This is a genomic window from Microbacterium sp. K41 (genome assembly GCF_004794395.1).
Lineage (GTDB): Bacteria > Actinomycetota > Actinomycetes > Actinomycetales > Microbacteriaceae > Microbacterium > Microbacterium sufflavum.
Map to the genome: position 1 here is coordinate 1 of NZ_SSDO01000531.1, position 8,756 is coordinate 8,756.

Genomic DNA, 8,756 nt, shown 5'->3' on the forward strand with positions numbered 1-8,756 from the left:
CGAAGGCGGCGGCGGCCAAGTCGGCAGCGGCGAAGAGCACGGCGCGCTCCGCGTCGGCGAAGACGGCGGCGGCCAAGACGGCTGCCGCGAAGGCCGCAGCCGAGAAGGCCGCAGCCGAGAAGGCCGCAGCTGAGAAAGCCGCGACCGAGAAGGCGGCAGCCGAGATGGCGGCAGCCGAGCAGCCGACGCACGAGGGGACCGGCGAGGAGGCGGCGGCCGACGGGGCTGCCGCGCTCGAGACCGTCACGGAGACGCCCGCCGTGGACGGTGAGGGCGTCGCGATTGTGTCCGCCACCGCGGTGGCGGACGACACGGCAGCTCCGATGTCCGCCGGCTCAGTGGGTGAAGCGGCGTCCGATGATCCGGGCGCGGACACCCTCGTCGCAGAGCTCGAGCCGACCGCCGAGAGCACAGCCGTTCCCGTGCCCGCCGATGCGGTGGAGCCCGTGCCGAACCCCACAGCCGACGCGCTGACGGACGGCTCCGTCGTCGTCGTCGATCCGGAGACCTCGCAGGAGCCGCCGCTGCGTGCCGAGGGTTCCCGTGAGGACCAGCCGAGCACCGAGGCGATCCGCATCCGCGGCCTGGTGAAGCAGTTCGGCGACAACCGCGCCGTCGACGGCATCGACCTGTCGGTGCCCGCCGCCTCGTTCTACGGGATCGTCGGACCGAACGGTGCGGGCAAGACCACCACGCTCTCGATCGTCGCGGGGCTGCTGCGCGCCGACGAGGGGAGCGTCGTGATCTGCGGCATCGACCAGGCCGTCGACCCTCTCGCCGCCAAGCGCGTCATGGGAGTGCTTCCCGACCGCCTTCGCACCTTCGACCGCCTGACCGGCCGACAACTCCTCTACTACTACGGACTGCTTCGCGGTCTGGCGGCTGACGTCATCGAGAAGCGCGCCGCGGATCTGGCTCGCGCCTTCGACCTCGGAGACGCGCTCAATCGCGTGGTGTCGGACTACTCCGCGGGTATGACGAAGAAGATCATGCTCGCCGGTGCGATGATCCACTCGCCCCGCGTGCTGGTGCTCGACGAGCCCTTCGAGTCGGTCGACCCCGTGTCATCCGCCGTCATCCTCGACATCCTCCGCGCCTACGTCGCCCACGGGGGCACCGTGATCCTGTCGAGCCACGGCATGGACCTGGTCGAGCGGGTGTGCTCGCGTGTGGCGATCATCGTCAACGGCGAGGTGCTCGCGGAGGGCACGATCGACGAGGTCCGCGCGGGGCAGACCCTCGAATCGCGCTTCGTCGAGCTCGCGGGCTCCAGCGGCGAGGTGGAGGGGCTGGAATGGCTGCACACGTTCTCCGACTGAGGTTCGCGCTCCTCCTCGGCGCACTCCGCGGTGAACGCCGGATCCGTACGCTGCTGTCCTTCGGGGCCGTCGTCGCCGTGACGGTCGTGGTCTGCGTCGCGGTGTTCAGCCTGACCGACGCCTCCGTGCCGGTCGCCAGCGCGGTCACCGTGCTCGGCGGCGCGGCGGTGCTGCTCGGCTTCCTCGTGGGGCCGCTGCTGGTCGGGGCGGTGGACCAGCTCGACCCCCGTCGGTTCGCGGTGTTCGGCGTCGACGAGCGCCGGCTGCCCTGGGTGCTCATGCTCGCCTCGCTGGTGAGCGTGCCGAGCCTCGCCCTTCTCGCCGTCTATGCCAGCGTGTGCATCGTCGCGATCGAGGCGGGCGCGCCGTGGCCACTCGCGGTGATCATGTCTCTGCTCGGCCTGTTCATCACGGCCCTGATCGCCCGGATCGGCATGGCGCTGAACGCGATGCTGCTCCCGGAGCGTCGATCGAGGGAGCTCACCGCCCTGTTCGCGCTCGCCCTGATCGTGATCGCATTCCCCGTCGCCGTGTTCCTCGGTTCGTTGCGATGGGACGGTGACGTGCCCGCGTCGATCGCGACGCTCACGTCGGTGATCGGTGTCACTCCGTTCGCTGCGGCTCCGGCCTCTGCGTTCGCCGCGGCGGCAGGAGAGACCGGGACGGCGTGGGCGAGCGGTGCCGTCGCTGTGGTCACGGCCATCGCCCTCGCCCTCGTCTGGGCGTGGTTCGTCCGTCGTCTGCTGACGACCACCGAGCGGCCCGTCACAGCACGGGAGCGCACGGGCCTCGGCTGGTTCGGCCTGCTGCCGTCCAACGCTTTCGGAGCGATCGCGTCGCGCAGCCTCGTGTACTGGCTGCGGGACCGTCGCTACATCATGAACGTGATCGTCGTGCCCGTCGCCGGGGTGCTGACGGTGCTGCCGCTCATCGTCGCCGGTGTCCCGATCGAGATCGCGGCCCTCATCCCGGTTCCGGTGATGGCGCTGTTCTTCGGCTGGCTCCCCCACAACGACATCGCCTACGACTCGACCGCGCTGTGGACGCACGTGGCGAGCGGGGTACGCGGCCTTCCCGACCGCCTCGGACGGCTCGTCCCGGTGCTCCTCGTGGCCGTGCCGGTGCTCGCGATCGCGGTGCCGCTGTCGTTGCTGCTCGTGGGGAGCTGGACCCTCCTCCTTCCGCTGGTGGGTCTCGCGGTCAGTCTCCTGCTGTGCGCCCTCGGCATCTCGAGCGTGGTGTCGGTGGTCGCACCGTACGCGGTGTCGCGACCCGGGGACAGCCCCTTCCAGCAGCCGCAGCGGCCGACGTCCCACGGTGCCTACGGCCCCGCCGCGGCGTTCCTCGGATCCATCGTCCTGAGCGTGCCGACGATCTGGCTCTTCGCCGCCACGATCGTCTCCGGTTCGGCGTTCGCGCCCGCGGCGTTCTGGGTGGGGCTGTTCACCGGCGCGATCGTGCTCGTCGCCGGGGCTGTGCTCGGCGGGCGCATCTTCGAGCACAGTGGAGAGCGGCTCATGGAGTTCGTCGAGACCGCGTGACGGCCGCCCACCGGCCCCCCGACGCGGCTAGAATCGCGGAATGAGTACTCCGCTGGACAGCCCCGATCAGGGCGGCGTGGCAACGCTTGATCGCGAACTGGAAGAGCTCCTCCGGGAGGAGAACCTCGAACCGGGCGACCACGAGCGCTTCTCGCACTACGTGAAGAAGGACAAGATCCTCGAGTCCGCGATCACCGGGAAGCCGGTGCGCGCTCTCTGCGGCAAGAAGTGGACGCCGGGCCGCGATCCGGAGAAGTTCCCGATCTGTCCGACGTGCAAGGAGATCTACGAGTCGATGGTCGGCTGACCTCAGTCGGCCTCGAGGTAGACGGTCGGGATCGCCGGGTCGGACTTGCTGAGCGCCAGGGCGCGCACCGGCAGCTCCTCGCGCACGCGAAGGTGATGTGCGCGGGCGGCCGCCGTGCCGGCGACTCCCTCGTGCGCGGTATCGATGTCGCCGTCCTCGACGAGAGTGACCTGGAGCGGCCGGCCGTCCGCGTGCTCAGCGGGCGTGTCGAGCTCTTCGAACCCGTCCGAGACGACGACGGTCTCCGCCGTCGCGACCCCGTCGGACAGCGTCCGGAACGCTGCCTTCCGCCCCCCGAACGACGCCTTGTCGGCGGAGGCCTTGGCCACCCCGATCCAGGCTCCGTCGGCATCCTGCCGCGCGACCAGCTTGTACACCATGCTCGCGGTGGGGTAGCCGGACCCGGTCACGACCGACGTGCCGACGCCGTACGCGTCGACGGGTGACGCGGCGAGAGCGGCGATCGCGTACTCGTCGAGGTCGCTGGTGACGGTGATGCGCGTGCCCGTCGCTCCCAGCTCGTCCAGCTGTGCGCGGACCTCGGCGGCCACGATCGGCAGGTCACCAGAGTCGATCCGGACTCCGCCCAGCTCGGTTCCTGCCACGCGGATCGCCGTCTCGACGCCGCTGCGGATGTCGTACGTGTCGACCAGCAGGGTGGTGTCGACGCCCATGCTCGCGACCTGGGCGCGGAAGGCGTCCTCCTCGGAGTCGTGCAGCAGCGTCCAGGAGTGCGCCGCCGTGCCCATCGTGGGGATGCCCCACGTGCGGCCGGCCTCCAGGTTGCTCGTGGCGGTGAAACCCGCGATGTAGGCGGCGCGGGCCGCGGCGACGGCGGAGCGCTCGGCCGCACGGCGAGATCCCATCTCGGCCAGCGGTCGCTCACCGGCCGCGATGCTCATGCGCGCCGCCGCCGTCGCGACCGCGGAGTCGTGGTTGAGCACGCTCAGCGCGAGGGTCTCCAGGACGACGGCATCCGCGAAGGATCCCTCCACCGTGAGGATGGGGGAGCCGGGGAAGTAGAGCTCGCCCTCGCGGTACCCGCGGACCGAGCCCGTGAAGCGGTAACGCTCGAGGTGGGAGAGCGTCTCGGTGTCGACGACCTGCTCGTCGCGCAGGAAGCGCAGCTCGTCGTCGCCGAACCGGAAGTCGCGGAGCAGGCTCAGCAGGCGCCCGGTGCCCGCGACGACGCCGAAGCGCCGGCCGCCGGACAGGCGACGCGAGAACAGCTCGAACACGCTCGGACGGAACGCGGTGCCGTCCCGGAGCGAGGCGGCGAGCATCGTGAGCTCGTAACGGTCGGTGAGCAGCGCCGTCGACGTGGTCATCCGCCCAGCATAGTGAGCCGCGATACGCGGGCCCTGCCGCGCGCGGGTAGGCTGGGGAGTCATGAATGACGCGCCGATCGGGATCTTCGACTCCGGTGTCGGCGGGCTCACGGTGGCCAGGGCCATCCGCGCCCAGCTGCCCAGAGAATCCTTCGTCTACATCGGCGACACCGCGCACTCGCCCTACGGCCCGAAGCCCATCGCCGACGTGCGCCGCTACGCTCTCGAGGTGCTCGACACCCTGGTCGACCAGGGCGTGAAGATGCTCGTGATCGCCTGCAACACGGCCTCGGCGGCGATGTTGCGCGATGCGCGCGAGCGCTACGACGTCCCGGTGGTGGAGGTCATCGGCCCCGCGGTGCGCCGAGCCGTCTCGACCACGCGCAACGGCCGGGTCGGCGTGATCGGCACGGTCGGCACGATCGGCTCCCGCGCGTACCAGGACATGCTCGAGGTGAACGAGCGCCTGCAGGTCTTCACGGCCGCCTGTCCGCGGTTCGTCGAGTTCGTCGAGGCCGGGGTCACCGGAACCCCGGAGGTGCTCGCCGTCGCGGAGGAGTACCTCGCGCCGCTGCGAGAGGCCGACGTGGACACGCTCGTCCTCGGCTGCACCCACTACCCGTTCCTCCGGGGTGCCATCAGCTACGTGATGGGCGAAGGCGTGACCCTCGTGTCGAGCGATGACGAGACGGCCGGCGACGTCTATCGTCAGCTCGTGCGCGGCGATCTGCTGGCCCCTGCGGATGCCACGGCCACCTACGTCTACGAGGCGACGGGCGACTCGGCCGACGATTTCACCGCGCTCGCCAACCGGCTGATGGGCCGCGAGGTGCGCGACGTGCAGCTCGTCCACACCGGCGTCATCACCCTCCCCGACCCCGCGCTCGACGCGCGCTGACCCGCTCGCCCGTCCCGAACCGAGAGAAGCCCATGACCGACATCGTCCGTGCCGACGGCCGTTCCGCCTCGCAGCTGCGCGAGATCACCATCGAGCGCGGCTGGAGCGCGCAGGCCGAGGGATCGGCCCTGATCAGCTTCGGGGGCACCAAGGTGCTGTGCACCGCCTCGTTCACGAACGGCGTGCCGCGCTGGCTCACCGGCAAGGGCAAGGGCTGGGTGACGGCCGAGTACGCGATGCTCCCACGCGCGACCAACAGCCGCAACGACCGCGAGAGCGTGAAGGGTCGCATCGGCGGTCGCACGCACGAGATCTCGCGGCTCATCGGTCGTGCCCTGCGCGCCGTGGTCGACACCAAGGCACTCGGCGAGAACACGATCGTGATCGACTGCGACGTGCTGCAGGCCGACGGCGGCACCCGCACGGCGGCCATCACGGGCGCCTACGTCGCCCTCGCCGACGCCATCGAGTGGGGCCGCGAGAAGAAGTTCATCGGGCGCAACTCGACGCCGCTGCTCGACTCGGTCGCGGCGGTGTCGGTCGGGATCGTCGACGGCGAGCCCCTGCTCGACCTCGCGTACGTCGAGGACGTGCGCGCCGAGACCGACATGAACGTGGTCGTGACCGGTCGCGGCCTGTTCGTCGAGGTGCAGGGCACCGCCGAGGGGGCGCCGTTCGACAAGCGCGAGCTCGACGCGCTCCTGGAGCTGGGACTCGCAGGCTGCGAAGACCTGAAGGCGCGGCAGCTCGCGGCGCTGGCGGGGGAGTGACCGTGCGCGTCGTCCTGGCGACCCACAACCCGCACAAGGTCGAGGAGTTCCAGCAGATCGTCGCCCAGGCCAGGCCCGACCTGGAGGTGGTCGGCTATGACGGCCCCGAGCCCGTGGAGGACGGCGTGACCTTCGCGGAGAACGCGCTGCTCAAGGCCAGGGCGGCCGCCGCGCACTCCGGGCTTCCGGCGCTCGCCGACGACTCGGGCATCTGCGTGGACGTGCTCGGCGGATCACCCGGTGTCTTCTCCGCGTACTGGGCCGGACAGAAGAAGGACGCGGTGGCGAACCGGGAGCTGCTGCTCGACCAGCTCCGCGACATCGCCGACCCGCACCGAGCCGCACACTTCACGTCGACGATCGCGCTCGTGGTCCCGGGTGGGGCCGAGCACGTGGTCGAGGGGATCTGGCCGGGACGGCTCGCGCACGCGGCGTCCGGCGACGGCGGCTTCGGCTACGACCCCGTGTTCGTCCCGGACGGCCAGGACGCGGGAGCCGAGCGCACGGTCGGGGAGTTCACCGCCGAGGAGAAGCAGGCGCAGTCGCACCGCGCCCGCGCCTTCACCGCCCTGGTGGCCCTGCTCGCAGGACTCTGACCTGGGCGGTCGCGGAGAAGTCCTGCTGACGGTGAGAATCGTTACCCTTCCCGACTAGCCAGGATCGGCCGTTCCGGGGCGATCCCCGGTCTAGCCTGGAGGCATGCACGATCACGCGCCCGCGCCCGGCGGTCTCCGCTCGGCGAGCAGCAGACGCCTGCTCGCCATCTCGTTGACGCTGACCGCCACGGTCATGATCGTGCAGGTGGTCGGCGCTCTGCTCACCGGATCGCTGGCGCTGCTCGCCGACGCGGCCCACATGTTCACCGACGCCTCCGCGCTCGTGATCGCGCTCATCGCGGCCACCGTCGCCGCCCGACCCGCGGACGACCGTCGGACGTTCGGCTACCAGCGCGCCGAGGTGTTCGGCGCGCTGATCAACGCGGTGATCCTGATCGCGCTGGCCACCGTGGTGGCCGTCCAGGGGGTCGAGCGCCTGCTGAATCCGAACACGGTGGAGGTCGCCGGCGGTCTCATGCTCGTCGTCGCGGTCGTCGGCCTGGTGGCCAACGCCGTGTCGATGTGGCTGCTCAGCCGAGCCCAGAAGACCAGCATCAACGTGCGCGGGGCCTACCTGGAGGTGATGGGCGACCTGCTGGGCTCGCTGGCCGTCATCGTCGCGGCCGCCGTGATCCTGCTCACGGGCTGGATGCCGGCCGACGCCATCGCCTCGCTGTTCATCGCGGCCATGATCATCCCGCGGGCGATCTCGCTGTTGCGCGAGGTCTTCTCGGTGCTGTCCGAATCGGCTCCGAAGGGCACGGCCGTCAGCGAGATCCGCACACACCTGCTCGGCTATGCAGGGGTGGTCGGCGTACACGACGTGCACGTGTGGCAGCTCACGCGCGGAGCCCCGGTGTTCACCGCCCACGTGAGTGTGGAGCCCGCACTCCTGGCGGACGGGCGCTCCGCCGCTCTCCTCGCCGACATGCAGTCGTGCCTCGCCGACCACTTCGACGTGGCGCACTCCACCTTCCAGATCGAGCCAGCCGAGCAGTCGGACTGCGAGCCGCACCACGCGTGACACGGCGACCGGCGCTCACTCCTCGACGGTGATCTCGTCAGGGGTCTTGTCCGGCCGGAGGCCTCGCCACCGCGCGTGACGGAGGATGCCGTCCGGTGTCCAGTTGCCGAACTCGACCTCGCCCACGAGCTCCGGTCGCACCCACAGCGCGTCCGAGGCGTCGGGCCTCGGCACGCCGTCGAGCGGCGGAGCGGACACCCGCAGCGGCTCGAGGCGCGCCATCAGCTCGCGGAGCATCCGGTCGCTGAACCCCGTGCCGACCCGTCCCACGTAGCGCAGTTCTCCCTCGTCGGGCACGGCCAGCAGCAGGGACCCGAGCGTGCCGTCGCGTTCGCCCTTGCCCGGACGGATGCCCACGATCACGGCCTCCTGCATGCGCGTGTTCTTCAGCTTGAGCCAGGACGGTGAGCGGACGCCGGGGCGGTAGCGGGACGCGGGGTCCTTGACCACGACGCCCTCGAGACCGAACTCGTCGCTCGCGCCGAGGGCCGCGTCCACGTCGTCGAACACCGGCGGCACCTGGACCGGCGCCTCGAGGTCGGCGACCAGGTCTTCCAGCAGCGTGCGGCGTTCGCGCAGCGGCATGCCCGTGAGGTCGTGCCCGTCGAGCCGGAGCAGGTCGAACAGCATGTAGACGACGGGCGTGCGCACCACCTCGCGCTCGATCTCGCGCGGGCGGGTCAGGTGCATCCGGTTCTGCAACAGGGAGAAGCTCGGCCGTGCGTGGGCGTCGAACGCGACGATCTCCCCGTCGACGATCGCCTCGTCGACCGGGAGGAACGGCGCCCCGTCGGCCGTGAGCTCGGGGTATCGCGCGGTGATGTCGGTGCCGCGCCGGGCGTGGAGCAGCATACGGCCGTCGCGCCAGGTGCCGATCGCCCGGATCCCGTCCCACTTCACCTCGACCCACGACGGGGAGCTGAGGCCCCGAGCGAGCGCCGGCGTGCCGGTCTCGGCGAGCATCGGGTCGAGC

The 8,756-nt window shown here is 71.0% G+C and carries 9 protein-coding genes; 7 read left to right on the forward strand and 2 right to left on the reverse strand.

Annotated elements, in window-relative coordinates; all coding sequences use genetic code 11:
• Positions 1-164 precede the first annotated feature (164 nt).
• From DW309_RS18655 to DW309_RS18665, 3 genes are read left to right on the forward strand one after another with little or no spacing between them, the layout of a single operon-like run.
• Positions 165-1,319, forward strand: a complete 1,155-nt coding sequence (locus DW309_RS18655) for an ATP-binding cassette domain-containing protein (RefSeq protein ID WP_240753288.1) — start codon at positions 165-167, stop codon at positions 1,317-1,319.
• The gene (locus tag DW309_RS18660; RefSeq protein WP_136030619.1) at positions 1,295-2,860 is read left to right on the forward strand and encodes a hypothetical protein; all 1,566 of its coding nucleotides are present in this window, start codon (positions 1,295-1,297) and stop codon (positions 2,858-2,860) included. The genes DW309_RS18655 and DW309_RS18660 overlap by 25 nt, the downstream gene beginning before the upstream one ends.
• 40 nt (positions 2,861-2,900) lie before the next feature.
• Positions 2,901-3,167 (forward strand): DUF3039 domain-containing protein, encoded by a 267-nt coding sequence (locus DW309_RS18665; RefSeq protein WP_028503536.1) that lies wholly within the window; start codon positions 2,901-2,903, stop codon positions 3,165-3,167.
• Positions 3,168-3,169: 2 nt separating this feature from the next.
• Here the strand turns inward: DW309_RS18665 and DW309_RS18670 are convergent, their stop codons facing one another.
• Positions 3,170-4,495 carry a nicotinate phosphoribosyltransferase gene (locus DW309_RS18670; RefSeq protein ID WP_136030621.1) on the reverse strand — a complete coding sequence of 442 codons (1,326 nt, stop codon included), beginning with the start codon at positions 4,493-4,495 and terminating at the stop codon, positions 3,170-3,172.
• A gap of 61 nt (positions 4,496-4,556) precedes the next feature.
• Between DW309_RS18670 and murI the strand changes: the two genes are divergently transcribed.
• The 4 genes from murI to DW309_RS18690 all read left to right on the forward strand — a co-directional run bounded on the left by murI (position 4,557) and on the right by DW309_RS18690 (position 7,783).
• Positions 4,557-5,393, forward strand: a complete 837-nt coding sequence (gene murI, locus DW309_RS18675) for a glutamate racemase (protein WP_136030623.1) — start codon at positions 4,557-4,559, stop codon at positions 5,391-5,393.
• 32 nt (positions 5,394-5,425) lie between these two features.
• Positions 5,426-6,163, forward strand: a complete 738-nt coding sequence (gene rph / locus DW309_RS18680; protein WP_136030625.1) for a ribonuclease PH — start codon at positions 5,426-5,428, stop codon at positions 6,161-6,163.
• Positions 6,160-6,759, forward strand: a complete 600-nt coding sequence (gene rdgB / locus DW309_RS18685; RefSeq protein ID WP_136046234.1) for an RdgB/HAM1 family non-canonical purine NTP pyrophosphatase — start codon at positions 6,160-6,162, stop codon at positions 6,757-6,759. The genes rph and rdgB overlap by 4 nt, the downstream gene beginning before the upstream one ends.
• A gap of 103 nt (positions 6,760-6,862) precedes the next feature.
• The gene (locus DW309_RS18690; RefSeq protein WP_136046235.1) at positions 6,863-7,783 is read left to right on the forward strand and encodes a cation diffusion facilitator family transporter; all 921 of its coding nucleotides are present in this window, start codon (positions 6,863-6,865) and stop codon (positions 7,781-7,783) included.
• Between the two features lie 15 nt (positions 7,784-7,798).
• On the opposite strand, the gene ligD is transcribed toward DW309_RS18690, so the two are convergent.
• The coding region (ligD, locus tag DW309_RS18695) for a non-homologous end-joining DNA ligase (protein WP_205812872.1) at positions 7,799-8,756 on the reverse strand (958 nt) is incomplete at its 5' end.